Source organism: Pseudoflavonifractor phocaeensis (genome assembly GCF_021531815.1).
In the GTDB taxonomy this organism is placed as follows: domain Bacteria; phylum Bacillota; class Clostridia; order Oscillospirales; family Oscillospiraceae; genus Lawsonibacter; species Lawsonibacter phocaeensis_A.
Genome location: NZ_JADYUM010000001.1, coordinates 264,926 through 284,987 on the forward strand (window position 1 = coordinate 264,926; position 20,062 = coordinate 284,987).

At 54.9% G+C, this 20,062-nt stretch carries 20 protein-coding genes and 1 tRNA gene; 11 read left to right on the forward strand and 10 right to left on the reverse strand.

Annotated elements, in window-relative coordinates; translation table 11 throughout:
• Positions 1 to 49: 49 nt before the first annotated feature.
• From eno to I6E42_RS01215, 5 genes are all read right to left on the reverse strand, one after another.
• Positions 50 to 1,351, reverse strand: coding sequence for a phosphopyruvate hydratase (gene eno / locus I6E42_RS01195; protein WP_235369986.1), 1,302 nt, complete (start codon positions 1,349 to 1,351; stop codon positions 50 to 52).
• A 90-nt stretch (positions 1,352 to 1,441) separates the two neighbouring features.
• Entirely contained in the window at positions 1,442 to 2,956 is a 1,515-nt protein-coding gene (gene gpmI, locus I6E42_RS01200; protein ID WP_235369987.1) for a 2,3-bisphosphoglycerate-independent phosphoglycerate mutase, read from the reverse strand.
• Between the two features lie 131 nt (positions 2,957 to 3,087).
• A complete protein-coding gene (tpiA, locus tag I6E42_RS01205) occupies positions 3,088 to 3,861 on the reverse strand; it encodes a triose-phosphate isomerase (RefSeq protein WP_235369988.1) in 774 nt (257 codons plus the stop codon).
• A 227-nt stretch (positions 3,862 to 4,088) separates the two neighbouring features.
• Positions 4,089 to 5,351 (reverse strand): phosphoglycerate kinase, encoded by a 1,263-nt coding sequence (locus I6E42_RS01210; protein WP_235369990.1) that lies wholly within the window; start codon positions 5,349 to 5,351, stop codon positions 4,089 to 4,091.
• Between the two features lie 49 nt (positions 5,352 to 5,400).
• On the reverse strand, positions 5,401 to 5,892 hold the full coding sequence (locus I6E42_RS01215; RefSeq protein ID WP_235369992.1) for a tRNA (cytidine(34)-2'-O)-methyltransferase: 492 nt from the start codon (positions 5,890 to 5,892) through the stop codon (positions 5,401 to 5,403).
• Positions 5,893 to 6,288: 396 nt separating this feature from the next.
• On the opposite strand from I6E42_RS01215, the gene I6E42_RS01220 reads away from it, so the two are divergent.
• The 3 genes from I6E42_RS01220 (at position 6,289) to I6E42_RS01230 (ending at position 8,758) form a co-directional block, all read left to right on the forward strand.
• Complete coding sequence (locus I6E42_RS01220) at positions 6,289 to 6,900, forward strand: MBL fold metallo-hydrolase (RefSeq protein ID WP_235369994.1); 612 nt, start codon at positions 6,289 to 6,291, stop codon at positions 6,898 to 6,900.
• Positions 6,901 to 6,958: 58 nt separating this feature from the next.
• Positions 6,959 to 8,230, forward strand: a complete 1,272-nt coding sequence (locus tag I6E42_RS01225) for a competence/damage-inducible protein A (protein WP_235369998.1) — start codon at positions 6,959 to 6,961, stop codon at positions 8,228 to 8,230.
• A gap of 437 nt (positions 8,231 to 8,667) precedes the next feature.
• Positions 8,668 to 8,758, forward strand: a tRNA-Ser gene (locus I6E42_RS01230).
• A 228-nt stretch (positions 8,759 to 8,986) separates the two neighbouring features.
• Here the strand turns inward: I6E42_RS01230 and I6E42_RS01235 are convergent.
• From I6E42_RS01235 to I6E42_RS01245, 3 genes are all read right to left on the reverse strand, one after another.
• The gene (locus I6E42_RS01235; protein WP_235370002.1) at positions 8,987 to 10,228 is read right to left on the reverse strand and encodes a site-specific integrase; all 1,242 of its coding nucleotides are present in this window, start codon (positions 10,226 to 10,228) and stop codon (positions 8,987 to 8,989) included.
• A 163-nt stretch (positions 10,229 to 10,391) separates the two neighbouring features.
• Positions 10,392 to 10,631: a helix-turn-helix domain-containing protein gene (locus tag I6E42_RS01240; RefSeq protein ID WP_235370003.1), complete on the reverse strand. Its 240-nt coding sequence runs from the start codon at positions 10,629 to 10,631 to the stop codon at positions 10,392 to 10,394.
• Between the two features lie 132 nt (positions 10,632 to 10,763).
• Positions 10,764 to 12,266, reverse strand: a complete 1,503-nt coding sequence (locus I6E42_RS01245) for a DNA primase family protein (protein ID WP_235370005.1) — start codon at positions 12,264 to 12,266, stop codon at positions 10,764 to 10,766.
• A 232-nt stretch (positions 12,267 to 12,498) separates the two neighbouring features.
• On the opposite strand from I6E42_RS01245, the gene I6E42_RS01250 reads away from it, so the two are divergent.
• Entirely contained in the window at positions 12,499 to 13,470 is a 972-nt protein-coding gene (locus tag I6E42_RS01250; protein ID WP_235370007.1) for a hypothetical protein, read from the forward strand.
• Positions 13,471 to 13,491: 21 nt separating this feature from the next.
• On the opposite strand, the gene I6E42_RS01255 is transcribed toward I6E42_RS01250, so the two are convergent.
• The gene (locus I6E42_RS01255) at positions 13,492 to 13,704 is read right to left on the reverse strand and encodes a helix-turn-helix domain-containing protein (protein ID WP_235370008.1); all 213 of its coding nucleotides are present in this window, start codon (positions 13,702 to 13,704) and stop codon (positions 13,492 to 13,494) included.
• A gap of 472 nt (positions 13,705 to 14,176) precedes the next feature.
• Between I6E42_RS01255 and I6E42_RS01260 the strand changes: the two genes are divergently transcribed.
• The 7 genes from I6E42_RS01260 (at position 14,177) to I6E42_RS12880 (ending at position 18,687) form a co-directional block, all read left to right on the forward strand.
• Complete coding sequence (locus tag I6E42_RS01260; RefSeq protein ID WP_235370017.1) at positions 14,177 to 15,289, forward strand: amidoligase family protein; 1,113 nt, start codon at positions 14,177 to 14,179, stop codon at positions 15,287 to 15,289.
• Positions 15,289 to 16,221 (forward strand): class II glutamine amidotransferase, encoded by a 933-nt coding sequence (locus I6E42_RS01265; protein WP_235370019.1) that lies wholly within the window; start codon positions 15,289 to 15,291, stop codon positions 16,219 to 16,221. Before I6E42_RS01260 ends, I6E42_RS01265 begins: the two co-directional genes overlap by 1 nt.
• The gene (locus tag I6E42_RS01270) at positions 16,221 to 16,496 is read left to right on the forward strand and encodes a hypothetical protein (protein ID WP_235370021.1); all 276 of its coding nucleotides are present in this window, start codon (positions 16,221 to 16,223) and stop codon (positions 16,494 to 16,496) included. The genes I6E42_RS01265 and I6E42_RS01270 overlap by 1 nt, the downstream gene beginning before the upstream one ends.
• A 12-nt stretch (positions 16,497 to 16,508) precedes the next feature.
• A complete protein-coding gene (locus I6E42_RS01275; RefSeq protein WP_235370022.1) occupies positions 16,509 to 16,877 on the forward strand; it encodes a DUF3846 domain-containing protein in 369 nt (122 codons plus the stop codon).
• Between the two features lie 132 nt (positions 16,878 to 17,009).
• Positions 17,010 to 17,558, forward strand: coding sequence for a recombinase family protein (locus I6E42_RS01280; protein WP_235370023.1), 549 nt, complete (start codon positions 17,010 to 17,012; stop codon positions 17,556 to 17,558).
• Between the two features lie 63 nt (positions 17,559 to 17,621).
• On the forward strand, positions 17,622 to 18,218 hold the full coding sequence (locus tag I6E42_RS01285; protein WP_235370027.1) for a serine/threonine protein kinase: 597 nt from the start codon (positions 17,622 to 17,624) through the stop codon (positions 18,216 to 18,218).
• Positions 18,219 to 18,228: 10 nt separating this feature from the next.
• Positions 18,229 to 18,687, forward strand: coding sequence for a transposase (locus I6E42_RS12880; RefSeq protein WP_412761277.1), 459 nt, complete (start codon positions 18,229 to 18,231; stop codon positions 18,685 to 18,687).
• Between the two features lie 31 nt (positions 18,688 to 18,718).
• Here I6E42_RS12880 and I6E42_RS01290 read toward each other — a convergent pair.
• Positions 18,719 to 20,062 (reverse strand): S-layer homology domain-containing protein (locus I6E42_RS01290; protein WP_235370029.1); only part of this gene is annotated, 1,344 nt, incomplete at its 5' end.

Sequence of the window (20,062 nt, forward strand, 5' to 3'; positions counted from 1 at the left end):
AAAAAAGCAGCGCCGCCCGTCAGGCGGCGCTGCTGCAATCACCGTAAACTTAGCGCAGGTTGAAGAAGGCCTTCATGCCGGGATACTCGGCGATGTCGCCCAGCTCCTCCTCGATGCGGAGCAGCTGGTTGTACTTGGCCACGCGGTCGGTACGGCTGGGAGCGCCGGTCTTGATCTGGCCGGCGTTCAGGGCCACGGCGATGTCGGCGATGGTGGCGTCCTCGGTCTCGCCGGAACGGTGGGACACGATGGCGGTGTAGCCGGCCCGGTTGGCCATCTGGATGGCGTCCAGGGTCTCGGTCAGGGTGCCGATCTGGTTGACCTTGATCAGGATGGCGTTGGCTACCTTCTTCTCAATGCCGGTGGCCAGACGCTCCACGTTGGTGACGAACAGGTCGTCGCCCACCAGCTGGACGCGGTCGCCGATCGCCTTGGTCAGCATAGCCCAGCCTTCCCAGTCGGTCTCGGCCATTCCGTCCTCCAGGGAGATGATGGGGTAGGTGTCGGCGAACTTCTTCCACATGTTGACCAGCTGCTGCTGGGTCAGCTTCTTGCCGGACTTGGGCTGGATATAGATCTTCTGCTCCTCGTCCCACCACTCGGAAGAGGCGGCGTCGATGGCGATCTTGAAGTCCTCGCCGGGCTTGTAGCCGGCCTTCTCGATGGCGGCCACGATGACCTTCAGGGCGTCCTCATCCTTCTTCAGGTTGGGGGCATAGCCGCCCTCGTCGCCCACGCCGGCGGCGGGGGTGCCGTTCTCCTTCAGGACGGTCTTCAGGGTGTGGAAGACCTCGGCGCAGCGGCGCAGAGCCTCGCGGAAGGAGGGAGCGGAGACGGGCATGATCATGAACTCCTGGATCTCCACGTTGTTGGTGGCGTGAGCGCCGCCGTTCAGGATGTTCATCATGGGAACGGGCAGCTGCTTGGCGTTGGCGCCGCCAATATAGTTGTACAGGGAGGTGCCCAGGGACTCAGCGGCGGCCTTGGCGCAGGCCAGGGAGGCGCCCAGAATGGCGTTGGCGCCCAGGCGGCTCTTGTTGGGGGTGCCGTCCAAGTCGATGAGCATCTTGTCGATGGCCACCTGGTCCAGCACGTTGGTGCCGATCAGGGCCTCGGCGATCTCGGTATTCACGTTCTTGACAGCGGTCTCCACGCCCTTGCCCATGTAACGGCCCTTGTCGCCGTCACGGAGCTCGCAGGCCTCATAGATACCGGTGGAAGCGCCGGAGGGAACAGCGGCACGGCCCATGGTGCCGTCCTCCAGATAGACCTCCACCTCCACGGTGGGGTTGCCACGGCTGTCCAGGATCTCACGGCCCAGGACGTCAACGATCTCGATCATCTGCTTCATTGGAATCAAACTCCTTTCATTTGTGGCGGCGGGGCTCTCCCCCGCCCAGCAATCTATGGTCTGTGCGGCGCCTGCCGCACGGGAAAGCGGTTAATTCTCGATCAGGGTCTGGCCGTCCATTTCGGCGGGCTTTTCCAGGCCCATCAGGTCCAGCATGGTGGGGGCGATATCGGCCAGGCGGCCGTCCCGGAGCTTGACGCTGGCGCCCACGATATAGAAGGGCACCAGATTGGTGGTGTGGGCGGTGAAGGGGGAGCCGTCAGGCTCCATCATGTGCTCCGCGTTGCCGTGGTCGGCGGTGATGAGGGACACGCCGCCCATCTTGGAGGTGGCCTCCACCACCTTACCCACGCACTCGTCCACGGTGGCCACGGCCTTGCAGGCCGCCTCGTACACGCCGGTGTGGCCCACCATGTCGCAGTTGGCAAAGTTCAGGATGATCACGTCATAGGTCCCGCTGAGGATGCGCTTGACTGCCTCCTCGGTGACCTGATAGGCGGACATCTCGGGCTGGAGGTCGTAGGTGGCCACCTTGGGGGAGGCGATGAGGCACCGGTCCTCCCCGGGAAACACCTGCTCCACGCCGCCGTTGAAGAAGAAGGTCACATGGGCGTACTTCTCCGTCTCGGCGATGCGCAGCTGGGTCAGGCCCAGCTTGGAGATATACTCGCCGAAGATGTTCTCCAGCTTCTGGCGGGGATAGGCCACGGTGACGTTGGGCATGGTGGCGTCATACTCGGTGGTACAGACGAAAAACACGGGGACAAAGCCGGTCTTGCGGTCGATGTCCTTCAGATCCTCGTCCACCAGGCAGCGGGTGATCTCCCGGGCCCGGTCGGGGCGGAAGTTGAAGAAGATCACGGAGTCGTTGTCCTGGACCTGAACCTCCTTCAGGCAGACCACCGGCTCCACAAACTCGTCGGTGACGCCGGCGTCGTAGGACTTCTGGACCGCCTCGGCGGCGTCGGCCACATAGGGGGCCTGGCCGCAGACGATGGCGTCATAGGCCCGCTGGACCCGGTCCCAGCGCTTATCCCGGTCCATGGCGTAGTAGCGGCCCATGACGCTGGCGATCTTGCCCACGCCCAGCTGCTGCATCTTGGCCTGGAGCTGCTCCACATAGTGCTTGCCGGAGGAGGGCGGCACGTCCCGGCCGTCCAGGAAGCAGTGGACATAGACCTTCTCGATGCCCTGCTCCTGGGCCATTTTCAGCAGGGCAAACAGGTGGGTGATATGGCTGTGGACGCCGCCATCGGAGAGCAGGCCCATCAGGTGCAGGGAGGAACCCCACTCCCGGCAGTTGGCCATGGCGTCCAGATAAGCGGGATTCTGGAAGAACACGCCGGACTCAATGTCCCGGCTGATATGGGGCAGATCCTGGAAGACCACCCGGCCGGCGCCGATGTTGGTGTGTCCCACCTCGCTGTTGCCCATCTGGCCCTCGGGCAGGCCCACATCCAGGCCGGAGGCGGACAGCTTACAGCCGGGGCAGTCAGCAAAGATCTTATCCAGGTTGGGGGTGGGGGTATTGGCCACGGCATTGCCCGCGGAGGGACCCTCCAGGCCAAAACCGTCCATAATGATCAAAGTGGTAGGTGTTTTCATAAAAACCCTTTCTTGCAATCAGGAATGAAGCGTTCGGAATCAGGAATCATGGAATCTGGCTTACGCCGAAGAATCAAACCAGTTGACCGCGGATGCCCCATAATTCCTGATTTCTCATTTCGAATTCCCAATTATTCCTGATTCGCGGCGTTGATGATCTGGACAAAGTCGGCGGGCTTCAGGGAGGCTCCGCCGATCAGGCCGCCGTCCACGTCTGGCTGGGCCAGCAGCTCAGCGGCGTTCTTGGCGTTCATGGAGCCGCCGTACTGGATGGTGACAGAGCGGGCAACATGGGCGCCGTACAGCTTGCGGATGACGGCACGGATGGCCTGGCAGACCTCGCCGGCCTGCTCGGCAGTGGCGGTCTTGCCGGTGCCGATGGCCCACAGGGGCTCATAGGCGATGACCACATGGCGCATCTTCTCGGCGGGCACGTTGGCCAGGGCGCACTTGACCTGGTAGGCGATCAGCTCCATGGTGACGCCCAGCTCACGCTGCTCCAGGCTCTCGCCCACGCAGACGATGGGGATCAGGCCGGCATTGATAGCGGCGTGGACCTTCTTGTTCACGGTGAAGTCGGTCTCGTTGTAGTACTGGCGGCGCTCGGAGTGGCCGATGATGACATACTTGGCGCCGGCCTCCTTGATCATCTCCACGGTCATCTCGCCGGTGAAGGCACCGTGGTCCTCATAGTGGCAGGTCTCGGCGCCGATGGCGATGTGGCAGTCCTTGAACATACGGACCGCATTGGTGATGTTCACGGCGGGGACACACAGCACCACGTTGCACCACTTGCCCTTGGGCATGATGGGCTTGATCTCCTCAGCAAAGGCCTTGGTCTGGGACAGGGTGTTGTTCATTTTCCAGTTTCCGGCAATGATGGTCTTGCGATAACGACGATTCATGGTTTCTCTCTCCCTGATCTATAATAGAATTTATTGCAAATCTGCGTCAAAGCGGCAGATGCCTGCGCAATGGTGTACGCGGGGTTCGGCTCTCAGGCGTTATCAAGCCTCGGTCCCCTCGCGGCCAGGTCGCTTTCCCTCCGACTCGGAACACAAACTGCTCCGCTACGCGACCGCGTTTGTATTCCTCGCTTCGGTCCAAGCTCCCCTGCTCGGGGATTCGGCTCTCAGGCGTCCAGCAGGCAAGCGACGCCGGGCAGTTCCTTACCCTCCATGAATTCCAGGCTGGCGCCGCCGCCGGTGGAGATGTGGGTCATCTTGTCGGCGTAGCCCAGCTGCTGCACGGCAGCCGCGCTGTCGCCGCCGCCGATGATGGTGATGGCGTCGGTCTTGGACAGGGCCTCGGCAATGGCCTCGGTGCCCTTGGCAAAGGCGGGGAACTCAAACACGCCCATGGGGCCGTTCCAGATGACGGTACCGGCGCCCTGAACGGCCTCACAGTACAGCTTCACAGTCTCGGGGCCGATGTCCAGGCCCTCCCAGCCGTCGGGGATCTCCCCGGCCTTGACCACCTGGCTGTTGGCGTCGGGGGCAAACTTGTCGGCGCAAACAGTGTCCACGGGGAGCAGCAGCTTGACGCCCTTGTCGGCGGCCTTCTGCACCATCTCCTTGGCATAATCCTCCCAGTCGGCCTCCAGCAGGCTGTTGCCCACCTTGCCACCCTCAGCGGCGGAGAAGGTGTAGGCCATGCCGCCGCCGATGATGATGGTGTCGGCGATCTCCAGCAGGTTATTGATGACGCCGATCTTGCTGGACACCTTGGAGCCGCCCAGGATAGCCACCAGGGGCCGCTTGGGATTGGCCAGGGCGCCGCCGATGACCTCCAGCTCCTTCTGGATCAGGAAGCCGGACACGGCGGGCAGGTAATCGGCCACACCGGCGGTGGAGGCGTGGGCGCGGTGAACGGCGCCGAAGGCGTCGGAGACATAGACCTCAGCCATGGAGGCCATGGCCTTGGCCAAGGCGGGATCGTTCTTGGTCTCGCCCTTCTCAAAGCGGGTGTTCTCCAGCAGCAGGATCTGGCCGGGCTGGAGGGCGGCGGCCTTGGCCTGGGCGTCGGGGCCCACCACGTCAGCGGCCATGATCACGTCCTTGCCCAGCAACTCGCTGAGCCGCTCGGCCACAGGGGCCAGGGAGAGCTGCTTCAGGGACTTCTCCCAGTCCTCCTTCTTGGCCTCCTTGCCCTTCTCGGCCTGCTTCTTGGCGTAGGACTCGAAGGTGGCGGCGGGCTTGCCCATGTGGGAGCAGGCGATGACGGCCGCACCCTGGTCCAGCAGGTACTGGATGGTGGGCAGAGCGGCGCGGATGCGCTTGTCATCGGTGATGACGCCGCTGCCATCCTTGGCCATGGGGACGTTGAAGTCGCAGCGCAGCAGCACTTTCTTACCCTTGACGTCGATGTCCTTGACAGTCTTCTTATTGTAGTTCATTTGCAAAAGCTCCTCTCTTCTGAAATGATGGGAAAGGTTACTTTGGGTTTTACAGTTTACTTTGGGCCATTTCACCCTGGCCGGACAGGCCGGGGAACCCCTGCTGGCGCAGCGCCTCATAGGCCAGAACGGCCACGGAGTTGGCCAGGTTCAGGCTTCTGGCGTCAGGCCGCATGGGGATGCGGAGGCACCGGTCATAATAGCGCCGGCGCAAGTCCTCTGGCAGACCGGCGGTCTCCTTGCCGAACATGAGAAAGCAGTCCGGACGGAACGCGGCCTGGGTGTAGTCCCGGGGGGCTTTCGTGGTGGCCAGCCACAGGTCCGGGCTGGGATTTTCCCGGAAAAAATGGTCCAGGTTCTCATAGACCCGCAGGTCCACCATGGGCCAGTAATCCAATCCCGCCCGCTTCACCGCCTTGTCGCTGATGTCGAAGCCCAGGGGCTTGACCAGATGGAGACGGCTGCGGGTGGCGGCGCAGGTCCGGGCGATATTTCCGGTGTTCATCGGGATCTCCGGTTCCACCAATACAATGTTCAGCACATGGGACCCCCCTTGTTCGCGCGGCTATCATTGTAGTCCAAATCCCGAAGAATTTCAACTATAAATTGGTCGAAAAATTGCAAAAAATTCAAAAATCAGGCTAAATTATCCTTCTGCTGTCTCAAATTTTGGCATTTCCGTTATCAACACTCTGTTTAGGCAGCTCTTTTCCAGCATTGTGACGAACTTCCTCCCTCCCGGTTTGCCGCAAGTCTGCGATTACCGCTGCTCCAAGCACTCCTTTTTCTCCGTTCTGTCATCTGGTATCAAAAAAAACTCCGGTTTTTGGGAAATCTGCCCCTCCAATTACTTTTCTTTCCCCTGCCTTCCGTGCTATAATATGCACAATCACCAAATTTTCTCCCTTTTTGTTCTGTTTTAGAAAGGAGCGTTTTTATGAAACTGATTTGGAACGGCCACTCCTGCTTCACCCTGGAAACAGCGGAGGGTTCCGTGGTCTTTGACCCCTACCAGGAGGGCAGCGTCCCCGGACTGTCCCGTCTCCATTTGACCGCCGACTCGGTGCTGTGCAGCCATGAGCACCGGGACCACGGAGCCCGGGAGCTGGTGACCCTCACCGGCCATGCCCCCGCCTTCTCTGTGGAGACCATCTCCACCTTCCATGACCCGGAGGGCGGCGCTCTGCGCGGGCCCGACACCATCCACATTCTCTCCGCCGAGGGGATGCGCCTGGCCCATCTGGGCGACCTGGGCTGTGAGCTGGCGCCGGAGCAGCTGGACCGCCTGCGCGGCCTGGACGTTCTGCTGATCCCGGTGGGCGGCTACTACACCATCGACGCCAAACAGGCCCAGGCCCTGGCGGAGGAGCTGAAGCCCCGGATCGTCGTTCCCATGCACTACCGCTCCGACACCTTTGGCTACGAAGTCATCTCAGGGGTGGAGGATTTTCTGTCCCTGCGGAGCGACGTGGTCCGCTACCCCGGCAACACCATGGAGATCGTCCCCGGCACACCGGCCCAGACCGCTGTGCTGACCTATCTACCTTAAAACAATATCCCAACATTCCGGGAAGGGGCCCATCCCCTTCCCTCAGGAGGTCCTTTTCATGTCTCATACCGTTGAAATCCTGTCCGTGGGCACCGAGCTGCTGCTGGGGAACATCGCCAACACGGACGCGCAGATGCTGTCCCAGGGGCTGAGCGAGCTGGGCCTGAACGTCTACTACCACACCGTGGTGGGGGACAACCCCCAGCGGGCCAAGGAGGCCGTGGCCATTGCCAAGGAGCGGGCCGACATCATCATCACCACCGGCGGGCTGGGGCCCACCTGCGATGACCTGACCAAAAACGTTCTGGCTGAAGCCTTCGGCAAAAAACTGGTTTTCGACCAGGCCTCCGCCGACCGCATCCGAAGCTATTTCACCCGTACCGGCCGTACCATGACGGAGAACAATCTCCAGCAGGCCATGCTCCCCGAGGGCTGTACCGTATTGACCAACGACTGGGGCACCGCCCCGGGCTGCGCCTTCCAGGCCGACGGAGTCCATGTGATCATGCTCCCCGGCCCCCCCAGCGAGTGCCGCCCCATGTTCCGCTACCGGGCCATGCCCTACCTCCAGTCCCTGTCCGAAGGGGTCATCGCCTCCCACACCCTGAAACTCTTTGGCATTGGCGAGTCCTCCATGGAGGCCCAGCTCCGGGAGCAGATGAACGCCATGTCCAACCCCACGCTGGCCCCCTACGCCAAGGAGGGGGAGTGTGAGCTGCGGGTCACCGCCAAGGCTCCCACCGACGCCGAGGCCCAGGCCCTGCTGAAGCCCACGGTGGAGCAGATCAAACAGCTTTTCGGCGCCAAGGTCTACGGCGTGGATGTGTCCTCCCTGGAGGAGGTGGTGCTGGCCCTGCTGAAGGAGAAGGGTATGACCCTGGGTACCGCGGAGAGCTGCACCGGCGGCCTCATCGCCAAGCGCCTCACCGACATCCCCGGCGCCTCCCAGTCGTTCCGGGGCGGCGTGGTCTCCTACACCAACGAAGTGAAGGCCGGGGTGCTGGGTGTGCCCCAGCCTCTGCTGGACCAGTTCGGCGCCGTCTCCGCCGAGGTGGCCCAGGCCATGGCCGAGGGAGCCCGGAGAACCTTGGGCTGCGACATCGCCCTGTCCTCCACTGGGGTGGCCGGCCCAGACCCGGATGACCGGGGCAACGAGGTGGGCACCATGTTCGTGGCCATCGCCGCTCCCGGCGGCACCTATGTCCGCGCTTTGAAGCTGGGCAACCGGCCCGTCCGCGCCCGGCTGCGTACCCAAGCGGCCAGCCACGCCTTGGACCTGGCCCGCAGGCATCTTTCCGGCCTTCCCTATGAAGACAGTTCCGCCCGATAAACCCTTGTCCCCTCCCCGGCTCCCGGGGAGGGGACAAGGGAGATCCCGATTTTTTGCCGAAACAGCTTGATTTTTCCCCCGTTGTTTGGTATCCTTAATTGCCTTTTCTTTTTGGCAGCGGCTTTCCCAGCGCCGGTCTCCATCCTGCGCCGGTCCGCAGCACCCTAATATTTTATACGGAGACGTATCGAAGTGGTCGTAACGAGCCTGACTCGAAATCATGGTCGCTATCCGGTAGCTCCCTGACCGGAAACCCTTGATTTTGCGGGGTTTTTCGGGTGTCTTTAACTGAATATTTTTCTTTGTTCTCCCCATCAGTTCTCCCCGTTTTCTGAGGTGCTGATGTTGAGATAAATACGGAGACGTATCGAAGTGGTCATAACGAGAACGACTCGAAATCATGTCATTCATTCATAAAAAACGAATATTTTCTATCTGGAGATGTACCCAAGTGGCTGAAGGGTCCGCACTCGAAATGCGGTAGGCGTGTAACAGCGCGCGGGGGTTCAAATCCCTCCATCTCCGCCAAACCCGCTGAAATGCAATGTTTCAGCGGGTTTTTCTTTGCTTGTTTCCTCTAATTTGGGACTATATTCGCTTTTTCGCACAATAATCGATTTATAAGATGCCCTGTATATTATATACAACATTTGAATACTGTGGTGCCGAAATGGTGCCGATTGCACCTGCAGCATCATATAAGAGTGAGTATAAACGTAAGGGCGTCCTCAACGATTCATGAGGACGCCCTTGTACTCATTCCAGGCCAACAGTACCCAGTTCTAATAGTTTCTCATGGTAAGAATTCAGGACGAAAGACTTGCGCTCAAGCCGGACATCTACATATTGCGCAGTAACCGCCTCCATGTTGTTGGAGATACCTAACTGGATGCCGATACCCTTCAAGCTGTGTCCGAGGATCTGCCCCACTGTATAAAAGTCCCCGGTCAGCTCATGCATGTTGGTTGCCGCGGAATGCCGCAAATCGTGGAAGCGGATATGTCTCAACCCCTGATGACGAAGGAACTGGCCAAAGTTCGCAGACACCCGCTCCCTGCGTTCCGGGCAACCATTGGGCTTTGCAATTACCAAGTCATTGTCATAGTAGTCTTCACCGGATGACTCCAGCAAAATCCTTTGGTTGGTCTGACGCCAAACCTGACGGATGAAGTACGGCATAGTCAGGTTCGTAATGGGCAGTGTCCGTTCACTGGATTTGACTGGAGCCATCTCTGAGACATATGTAGTTCCCGCCGGAAGCGCAAAGGGAAGCTGCTCTACAACGCTGAATGTCTGATTTTCAAGGTCGACATTTCTCCAACGCAGGCCAAGTATCTCACTCAGCCGCAATCCATACAAACCACCAAGAATAATAATCAGCTCCCATTCATTTCCCATTGCAGATGCAAGCAGCTGACGCATCTCCTCAACGGTATAAGGCTCCGGGGTCTTACCTTGCTTTCCAAACTTAGTGATGATATCTCTCGCAGGATTGCTCTCAATATAATGGTACTTTCTGGCGTGCTCAAGAGCCACACCAATAATGCGATGAGCATACTTCACTGAGGACTGCGACAGTCCCCTTTCAGTCAGCTTTGCAAACATATCATCCAGCATTGCTGGGGTCAGCTGCCCTAAATAGACATCTCCGATATAAGGGTTGATATGGTTGCGGATATGGCTTTCGTAGCTGGCCTTCGTGCTGGGACGCAGGTTCGCATTGCCATGACGTTCTACCCACTCAGCAAGGTATTCTCGTACTGTCATACGTCTCTGCGATGCAGTAGGCGGCACATAAGACGGGTTAGACAGCTTGTTCTTCATCATGGCCTCATACTGCTGGGCTTCACTCTTGGTTGCGAACCCTTTCTTAGAATGGGCCTTCAGCTTTCCTTCAGAATGGTATTTGACGTTAACATCGTAGACGATGCCCGGTTTTCCGGTCAAAACACCCGAGGAATTACGCTTATTCTTGACGGTACGTTCAGTGATTGCCATAATAGATACATCTCCTTTTCTTTTGTTCTGCGCCAGCCAAGTCAATTTTTGCGAGTGAACCCGCACGGACTTCACGCTGCTTCAGAGAAAGCGTGTCAGTTGCCGCGCGGCCCACCCTCGCAAAAATTACCTTGTCAGACACAGTTGCGGATTATGAAATAAATTAAGCAGGCCTGCCCAGATCGCCTTGTACAGAGCGAATAGGCGTCTTATGCCTTTCATAATAATCCAGAATAGCTTCTAAACGCAGGAGCCTGTGACTCCCTACTTGCAGGTACTCCAACTCTCCCGCATCCATAAGGCGGCGGATCGTATTCTCACCAATTCCGCTGATACGGGCAAGCTCTTTCGCATTTACCAATAAAGGCATAGGCATAACCATGGCATTCTTCTTCGCGCTCATAAAATCAGATCCTTCCTTAAGTTTTTTTGCTTTACTATATTAAAATAATACTCGGCAGTAACAGGCGGCTCATACGCTACGAGGAACTACTTATTGGTGATGGAACACTTAAAAGCACAGGTTTCCAAGTGTTCATGCGCTTTGTTCCATTGTTCCACCGTTTTCATCCTTATGGACAGAGATTCCTCGGAAGCCTCTCAGGTTCTCGCCCTCAGCACGGATGCGACATCGAGATATACCCGGCAGAGTCGCAATCATGCTCTGCATGACTTGATTTTTTACTGGATCGAAACCATTGAGAGCACAATAAGCACGATAGGACTCGCATAGGTCTCTACCGAATACATAGCTTCCCTCTTTAATCACACACCAGTCTTTGATAAAAGCGTGAACAGAACTCTGAGTCTCTGCATAAGCGTTCAAAAAGTGGCATGTGTCGGCCGGAAGCGTGAACTGGTAGTTTCTCTCGTACAACAACGCAAGAGCATCCATTGCAATGGAGAAAATCTCATTACGCTCACTGAGCAGTTTATTCAGGAGGTTCTTGTCTTGCTTGTCTTTCGGGATACTGACATCAAATATCACGACGCAAAGCCGGTTAACAAACGCTCGAGTCATGTCCGTATCTTTAGTCTCTGGCAGCGTATTCCCTGCAAAGAGAAGTTTACAGGTCGGTGTAAAATAGAAGGGTGCCTTTCCCTTGAACTCTCCACACATTCGATCTCCCCCGGTGATTGACTTGAAGTTGGAGATGTCTCTTAGGGCGCTACCCTTGATCTCGCCTGCTACGTTCAACTTTTTCCCCAGCATCTCAGCCACCATAAACTTTTCACCGAGCCGATGGAGTGGGATGTTGACAACAAGACGCTTATCCAGTAACGCGGAAGCAAAGTTCAGCAGAATGGATTTGCCGCTGTCTGGCGCACCGTGCAGGAAAAAGGCACTCTTAGCACCTGTTGCGTCACTAAGAATATAGCCAAGTACCTCAAGCAACTGCTGTCTCTTTTCTTTGTTGCCTTCAAGTGAAGTGGCGCAAAACTGTTCAAATACCGGGCAGCCGTTTCTTTCATCAGGCAGTAGATAATCGGCATTTACACAGTAGGTATACAGGCTCTGTGGAGAGTGCTTCCATAGCTGTCCAGTCCGCCAATCCAGTTCACCAGACAGGCAGTTGATTCGGAACGGGTCAGCGTTGACATCTTCTGCACAAATCTGAATATCCGGATCGTTGAATAGCGCCCTTACGATATCATCCATGTCTTTCTGCGTCAGATTCCATACCTGCTCTGCCAGTGCCTTTTGTACAAAGACAAGCGGGGCAGGAATAGGGGCGTAGCAGAAACTCTTTTTATCATAAGCCAGCAGTTCCTTATTCTCCAAAACCTTGACATGATGATCGGCAGCAACCCGGTTTGCGAAGCTCCGAACGGCTCGCGCCTTCTTGTTCAATGGGACATCCACGGCAGGAATCTCGACGGAGGGTTCGTCATCCTCTTCCTGTTCGAATAGAATATCCGCCGAAAGTGGAAGATCGTTCATAAGAGAATCTTCTGATTCTTCAAAATCAGAATCGAAATCAAAATTGAGCAGAGAATGCTCATCATAGTTGTTGTAGCGATGATGCTTCTTAGACATAGAAATCGTCCTCCTTAGAAATTCGTTACTCAAAGATCTTTGACAGCAAGGAGATTACCACGAAAAAGATGTGTCAGCATGCTTCTCATTTCCAAAACCGCCCAAATAAATTTTATAGAAAATCAATATATAGTGTTTCAATTGTTTATTAAAAGGTAATATTTCATTTCAATAACTATATATTGAAATAAAAAACTTAAAATCTAACATTTTTTGAAGCGGAGAATTTGACATGTGTGAATATAGTGATATAATAAAAAGTTTTGATAAAAGCGATATTATATATGAACGTTTAGCGGATTGGGGGAAAGGTGGTAAAACGTCTTGGATTTCCCCCCTTCATTCCTCTGCATTTGTCGCGCTATATAGAGGATTTTATCAACACCAAAAGCATTTTCCTCTGGAATGCTACGAGCAGCTTGCAGGGTGGGAATGTGGACTGTACCAGGTATTGGATATTAGCAGAGAAGATATTTGCAAGGTACTTCCAATCTTACTGACAGCCTATTCCTTCCATTACGCAAGACAATGCATTCCTTTTATACGAAGATTTCTTGCACAAGGAATTCCGAATAGCTGGAAATCTATCGGTCCGCTTTCCCCAAATTCCTATTACATTGGAGAATATCCAGACAATGATTCGCAAGATATTGCTATGGACACCGGCATTGGCAAACTGTTATCAGGTATAGGCGGTGCCAGCAAAAAGGAATTAAAGAATTATGCAGCAGCATTCTGCTTTGAACGTCTTCAGACAGTATTTCTCACGATGCCATTTAGCGACACCAGAGTGTCGGTTACATCAGAGTATATTATTCCCGTGAAAGGCAGCAGTACGTTTTTCAGAAACGTCCACAAGCGAAAGTGGATTACCGATTCGGGGAAAAAAATCAAAGAAGATGTATACACAGGAGAACGGTTCGAGTTCCATCCTGATGAATTATTGGAATTAGGTTTAAGTTGGATGCATGTTGTCTATATGACAGCAAAAGAAAATATTCAGTCCGCAGCCAGTAGACAGCAGAAAGCTGATTTTGCTTGTGAGCCAGATTTATACGCCTGCTACCGTTATTTATGGTATGTACTAAATTCGGAAAACTTCCCAAAAACCAAATATGATCACTTGAATGCAAGTGAAAGAGATTTTGCTATCATGCGGGATTTGGACAAAATGTTCCCGATCAAAAAAAAATTGCGACGGTAAACTTCTACTGTTGAGACATTTTTACTGCGGGAGATTTTCCTTTTTTACTCTCCATTGTTTTCCCACACGAAAAGCAGGTAGTTTCCCGGACTGGACCATCTTGTAGAACGTGTTTTTCCCAATGGCCAGCAACTCCATGACCTCCCGGGGTGTTAGATACTCGTTGATCTGTTCCTCATACCCATCGTCATCCTGCTCATAACCATAGTTGTCATATTTCTCATCAAATCTCATCGTAAAAATCTCCTTTCGATTTTAGGCATAACGCCTTACATGATTGTTGTCCCTTCTAATCCCATTTTGCGTTATTCCGTCCCCTTTGACCGTATATTATTAACATGATAAAGAGCCAGAGACCGTAATTTCTCGATGATTACGGCTTCTGGCTCTTTTCCTGTTTTGCAGAGAAAATGGCTGTATTTTGACTCTGTAAGCTGCAAATTTGGACGAAAATTATCAAAATCAGGAAAGGAGCGATACCATATGCTGATCCGCTTGCTGCGCTTGATCCGCACTGTTTTAGCGGAAATCGTAGGCGTTCTGCTGCGCAAAACTGTTTTGGCGTAACTGCCGCAAGGGAAAAGAAGGGATGGGATAACCAATGATAAACTGAACCTGGATTCCAAGGACATCCTTGGAATCCTGCTGGCTGCTGCCGCCGCGCTGGTATGTGCGGCAATCGACTATTTTATCAAGGAGAATGACGATGATGACTGAGACCTTTATCTGCTGCCACTGTGGTCAGACACACCCGCTGGAAAACCGCGTCATGGTGGGTGACGATGCACTTTGCGAACGCTGTGCCAATGAGGAGACCGTGATTTGCTCCCGCTGCGGAGAGCGTGTTTACCGGGATGATAATGCTGGGGACGAAAACACGCCCTTGTGCCAGCCCTGCTATGACCGCCACTATACCAGCTGTGAACGCTGCGGGCGTATCATCCACCTGGATGATGCCTACTATGAGGATGACGATGAAGATTGCCCGCTCTGCTATGACTGCCATACCCATGCGCGTCGGAATAAAATGATCGAAGACTATTATTACAAGCCGGAGCCTCTGTTTCGCGGCGATGGCCCTCGCTATTTCGGCGTGGAGCTGGAGATCGACGGGGCTGGCGAGGATGACACCAGCGCACAGAAAGTCATGGAGATTGCCAATGGAAACGGCCTTGAGAACCTGTACTGCAAGCATGACGGTTCCCTGGATGACGGCTTCGAGATGGTAACGCATCCCATGACGCTGGAGTACCACATGAAGGAAATGCCCTGGGCAAGAATCCTCCAGGAAGCGATCCGCCTGGGCTATACCAGCCATCAGGCTACCACCTGCGGCCTCCATGTCCATGTGAACCGGAATGCCTTTGGTGACACAGAGGAAGCCCAGGACGCAGTGATTGCCCGCATTCTCTATTTCTTTGAAAAGAACTGGGAGGAACTTCTGAAATTCAGCCGCAGAACGCCACGTCAGCTGGAACGCTGGGCCACCCGCTACGGCTATAAGGACCAGCCGAAAGAGCTGCTGGACCATGCCAAGAAGGGCTATCACGGCGGACGCTATACCAGCGTGAACCTCACCAATACGGATACCATTGAATTCCGAATCTTCCGCGGCACCCTCAAATATAATACCCTCATCGCCACGTTGCAGCTTCTCGACCGAATCTGTGATGTGGCGATTTGTTTGACCGATGACCAGATTAAGGCCATGTCCTGGACCACCTTTGCCTCCGGCTGTACGCAGCCTGAGCTGGTACGGTACTTAAAGGAGCAGCGGCTGTATGTCAATGAGCCTGTGGAGAGTGAGGAGGAAGTCTGATGTGCTGCCTATTTGGGATGATCGACTGTCACAGACGGTTCGGTGCCAGAGAAAAGGCCCATATCCTCTCTGTACTGGCAACAGAATGTGAGGAACGGGGTACCGACGCCACCGGGATCGCTTACTGTACCCATGGCCACCTGAGCATCTATAAGCGCCCTCTGGAGGCCCACAGGCTGCGTTTCCATATTCCAGAGGATAGCAGGGTCATCATGGGCCATACCCGCATGACCACCCAGGGAAAGGCCAGCAGAAACCGAAATAATCACCCGTTCCTGGGAAATGCGGCTGGAGAGATGTTTGCGCTGGCCCACAACGGCATGCTCTACAATGACCATCTCCTGCGCCGAACCAATCATCTGCCGAAAACCAAAATTGAAACAGACAGCTATATTGCGGTACAGCTGATCGAGCAGAAAAAAGCCCTCGACTTCTCCAGCCTGAAATACATGGCGGAGCAAGTCGAGGGCACTTTCACATTCACGGTGCTGGATCAGCAGGAAAACCTCTATTTCGTGAAGGGGGACAATCCCCTCTGCCTGTACCACTATCCCCGTTATGGCGTGTATCTGTATGCTTCCACTGAAGCCATCCTAATGAGAGCGTTGAATCTCCTACGACTGCCCCTCGGCAAGCCGGATCGCATCGAGTTGGGCTGTGGAGATATTTTGAAGATCACCGCATCCGGTCGGCAGGCAACAGCATCGTTTAACGCTTCACATCTTGCACAGCACTGGGGATATTGGCCGACATGGACGCCGGAGATAAGGCGGACTGGCAAGACCCGGACAGCAGAGCAGGAGTATCTGGACGAACTGAAATCCGTGGCCTGCTGCTATGGGTTCTCACCGGAATCGGTGGATCGTCTGTTGGAGTCCGGGTTTTCCACGGATGATGTTGAAGAATTCTTGTATGAGGGGGAAATGTACTAATGGGTATTTACGAAATTGACGCCAAGGTGAAAGAACTGCGGGAACTGCGCAACATGGAGGCTGAGGTGAAATCGGCCATTACCGCCATTGAGGATTCTTTGAAAGCGGAAATGCTGGCAAAGAACACGGATGTGCTGTCCGGGAAGGACTACACCATCACCTGGAAGACCGTTATCACCAACCGCTTTGACAGTGCGGCGTTCAAGCTGACCCATGCGGATCTGTTCGCCCAGTTCAGCCGGAGCAGTACTTCCCGGCGGTTTGTCATTGCGTGAGGGGGATAGGTCATGCAAGTAGTTGTCGTAGAACCAAAGAAAAAGCCGATGGTGCAGGACATTGGCTCTGACCTGGAATCCATGCAGAGAATTGCTGGCGGTTTCATCCAAGCCATCTATCCCTTTGATGAGCCTGTGGCACTGATCTGCAACGAGGAAGGGAAACTGCTGAATCTACCGCTAAACCGGGCCCTGCGGGATGATGAGGGAAATGTCTATGACATTATCTCCGGGACGTTCTTCCTCTGTGCTGCGCCTCCTGATAGTAACCACTTTGCGGGCCTGACTGACCGGCAGGTAAAAACGTACATGGAGTGGTTTGCTATGCCGGAGATGTTCCTGAACGTGGGCGGCGATCTGTTCGTCCTACCGTACCTGTAACGTGTACCGTTAGGGTGTACCCTATTGGCACAGGCAAAAAGAGTCCCATTAGGGTCGGTTTCCGCATTTTGGCGCGTGCCATCTATGGAAGCCACCCTAATGGGACATTTCGTTTGGAAAGGAGTCTTTTTCTTGAAAATCGGATACATTCGCGTCAGCACCCAGGAACAGAATACCATCCGTCAGGAGGCCCTGATGGAAGCCTTGGGCGTAGACGAGGTCTACATCGATCGTATGAGCGGCAAAAATACCAACCGTCCGGAGCTGCAGAAGATGATGGAATATGTCCGCAGAGGCGATACCGTCATCGTGGAGTCCATCAGTCGGTTTGCCAGGAACACCCGTGATCTGCTGGAGCTGGTAGAGCAGCTGACCGCAAAGGGTGTAGAGTTCGTCAGCAAGAAGGAGGACATTGATACCACTACGCCCACCGGAAAATTTATGCTGACCGTGTTTGGAGCCGTGGCGGAGTTGGAGCGGGAGTACATCCTGCAGCGCCAGCGGGAGGGTATCGCCATTGCGAAGGAACTGGGAAAATACAAGGGAAGAAAGCCCATCCAAGTGCCGGAGTTTGAACAGATCGTAGCCAAATGGAGAAGTGGAACTATCACAGCGGCAGAGGCCATGCGGATACTACATATGACAAAAACAACCTTTTACCGCAAGGTCAAGCTGACTTGAAGGAAAAAGATACTCCAAAAAGTCACGAAATATGTTACAATGGCCCTGCGAGGTGAGAAAACGATGCTGATGGAAGTGAAGGAACTGCACCGCTCAGAAAAGAGTATTGTCACGCTGGTTATTGACCCGGATACTGGCATCCGCTATGTGCGTAAAGAGCTGAAAAGCTCGCACCCGGTCTATCAGCAATTGCAATCGCTACAGCACCACTATCTGCCAAAGATCGTGCAGCTTGAGCAGAATCAAGGCGGTAGTGTATTACTGGAAGAATACATCGACGGCGCAAATCTGGCAGCAATCACCTTGCCAGAGAAGCAAACCGTTACGCTCATGGAAGAGCTGTGTGAAGTGCTGGTATTTTTGCATCAGCACGGAATTATCCATCGGGACATCAAACCTTCAAACCTACTATTAGCTCCGGACGGACACATTCGGCTCATCGATTTTGATGCGGCCCGTGAGGAAAAGCCTGTGGGCGATAGCGATACTCGTTTGCTGGGGACCAAAGGCTATGCGCCGCCGGAACAGTATGGCTTTGCCCAGACCGACGCCAGAGCAGATATTTACTCTGTGGGCGTCACGATGAAGCAGCTTTTAGGGAAACAAGCCGAAAAGCGCCCCTACCGACATATACCTGTCGGTAATCCGGGATCTGTTTGACAACAGCATTATTGCGTACAAAACAGGAACAAGTCAAAGTGTTAATCTCGTACTGGATACCATCCGTTTGGCAATGCAGAAGGAAAAGAAAGTCGCTGCGGAGTTGCAGCTCCACAGCGACCAAGGGAGTCAGTACACCTCTCAAGCATACTTTGACCTGACTAAAGAATATGGGATAACTCCGTCCATGTCAAGACGGGGAAATTGCTACGACAATGCTATGGCCGAAAATTTCTTCTCCATCCTCAAGACTGAGTGCATTTACAGACATCAGGCTGCCACTTTTGAGGAAGCAAGAAGATTGATCGACAAGACGCGATTTGTTAAGGTGCCTTTCTGTAAAAGTTACAAATTGTTCAACAAAATTTGCATAAGGGATACCGGGGCACATGGGAAACACTGTGTAAATACAGAAAGAGGCGGCAAGAACATCTATTCTTGCCGCCTCGATTCCTTTTGCCGCTGTTAATCAGCGGCTAAGTCTTTTGTTGTTCCCCGATTTAGCCCAGGCAGCGATAAAGGAAGGTCACGATCTGGGCGCGGGTGCAGTTTGCTGCGGGGCTGAAGGTGGTAGCACTGGTGCCGTCGGTAATGCCGTTGGTCACCGCCCACAGAACTGCGCTGTTGTAGTAGGCGTCAGCCGCCACGTCGGCGAAAGGATTCACGCTGTCGGAGGCGGGAGACTTCTGAGAGCGCCACAGGAAGGTGACGATCTGGCCGCGGCTGCAAACCGCGTCGGGAGAGAAGGTGGTGGCGCTGGTGCCATCGGTAATGCCGTTCTCCACCGCCCACAGCACTGCATCGTAGTAGTAGCTGCCTGCTGCCACATCCTCGAAGGGCATCTCGCTGCTCTTGGGAGCGGGGCTGCCAGCAGCGCGCCACAGGAAGGTCACAGCCTGGGCGCGGGTGCAGGTGGCGTTGGGGGCGAAGTGGGTATCATCCACGCCGCCGGTGATGCCGTTCTTCGCAGCCCACAGCACCGCGTCGTAATAGTAAGCGTCAGCGGGAACATCCACGAAGAAGTTCAGCATGGAGTTATCTTCCATGAAGGTGACTTCCACATAGACCTTGGAAGCAGGCATCTTGAAGGTGTACTTGCCGTCGCCCTTGTTGGTCAGTTCGATTTCGTCGCCGTTCTTGTCGGTGACAGTGATCGTCTCCAGCGTGTAGCCCTTGTCAGGCTCCACCGTCAGGGTAACGGTGGTACCCTTGGAGGCGGTCTTGTGGCTGGTGGTCACATCGCCGTTCTTGGCGCTGTCCACGGTGATGGCGTAGGTGCTGACACCGCCGCCGCCACCGCCACTGCCACTGGTGCTGTTCTTCTGCCAGGTTGCAACAAGGGTAATATTGTCGGTCACGGGAGTGCTGAAATCGTAAGCAGAGCCGTTCAGAGTCCAACCCTTGAAGGTATAGCCGTCCTTGGTAGGATCAGCGGGCTTGGTTGCCTTCTGGCCTTCTTCAATGGTCTGAGCAGCAACAGCGGAGCCACCCTTAGAATCGAAGGTAACAGTGTAGGTAGTAGGAATAGGAATCAGAACGGGAATGTCCTGAACATCCTTGGTCTGCTCAGCAGCCCAGGATTCGGTGAAGGTTGCGGTGTAGGTAGTCCAGCCCTTCTCGGTCTCGGTTGCGGGAGTCTTTTCGGCGCTGGTGATGGTTGCGGTAGCAGTCTCCTTGTGAGTGTCATCCTTAGTGCAGACGCGCTCAGCGGTGCAGGACTTGCCGTCCTCTGCCCACTTGTAGGTAGGCTCACTCCAAGTGCAGGTGTGGGTCAGAACGGGAATGTCCTGAACATCCTTGGTCTGCTCAGCAGCCCAGGATTCGGTGAAGGTTGCGGTGTAGGT